This is a genomic window from Streptomyces sp. LUP30, assembly GCF_001746365.1.
GTDB lineage: Bacteria > Actinomycetota > Actinomycetes > Streptomycetales > Streptomycetaceae > Streptomyces.
Genome location: NZ_MJAJ01000124.1, coordinates 1 through 657, shown reverse-complemented (window position 1 = coordinate 657; position 657 = coordinate 1). Strand labels below are relative to the sequence as shown.

At 60.1% G+C, this 657-nt stretch carries 2 rRNA genes; both read left to right on the top strand.

Going from position 1 to position 657, the window contains the following annotated elements:
* Positions 1–183 (top strand): 16S ribosomal RNA (locus BG482_RS39910); the annotation flags it as partial.
* Between the two features lie 319 nt (positions 184–502).
* A 23S ribosomal RNA gene (locus tag BG482_RS39905) occupies positions 503–657 on the top strand; the annotation flags it as partial.

Below are 657 nucleotides of genomic sequence, written 5' to 3'. Positions count from 1 at the left end.
TTGCTGCGGTGAATACGTTCCCGGGCCTTGTACACACCGCCCGTCACGTCACGAAAGTCGGTAACACCCGAAGCCGGTGGCCCAACCCCTTGTGGGAGGGAGCTGTCGAAGGTGGGACTGGCGATTGGGACGAAGTCGTAACAAGGTAGCCGTACCGGAAGGTGCGGCTGGATCACCTCCTTTCTAAGGAGCACTTCTCACCGATCCCTACGGGGTGAGGTCAGAGGCCAGTTCATCGGCGAACGTCCGRTGCTGGTTGCTCATGGGTGGAACGTTGATTATTCGGCATTCTCAGTCATCTCGGGCTGCAAGTACTGCTCTTCGGAGCGTGGAAAGCTGATCACGAGTGGCGAGGGTGTCGGGCACGCTGTTGGGTGTCTGAGGGCACGGCCGCAAGGTCTGTCTTCATGATGCCGGCCCCAGTGAACTCCAGCCGTAAGGGTTGGGGGTGATGGGTGGCTGGTCGTTGTTTGAGAACTGCACAGTGGACGCGAGCATCTGTGGCCAAGTTTTTAAGGGCGCACGGTGGATGCCTTGGCACCAGGAACCGATGAAGGACGTGGGAGGCCACGATAGTCCCCGGGGAGTCGTCAACCAGGCTTTGATCCGGGGGTTTCCGAATGGGGAAACCCGGCAGTCGTCATGGGCTGTCACCCG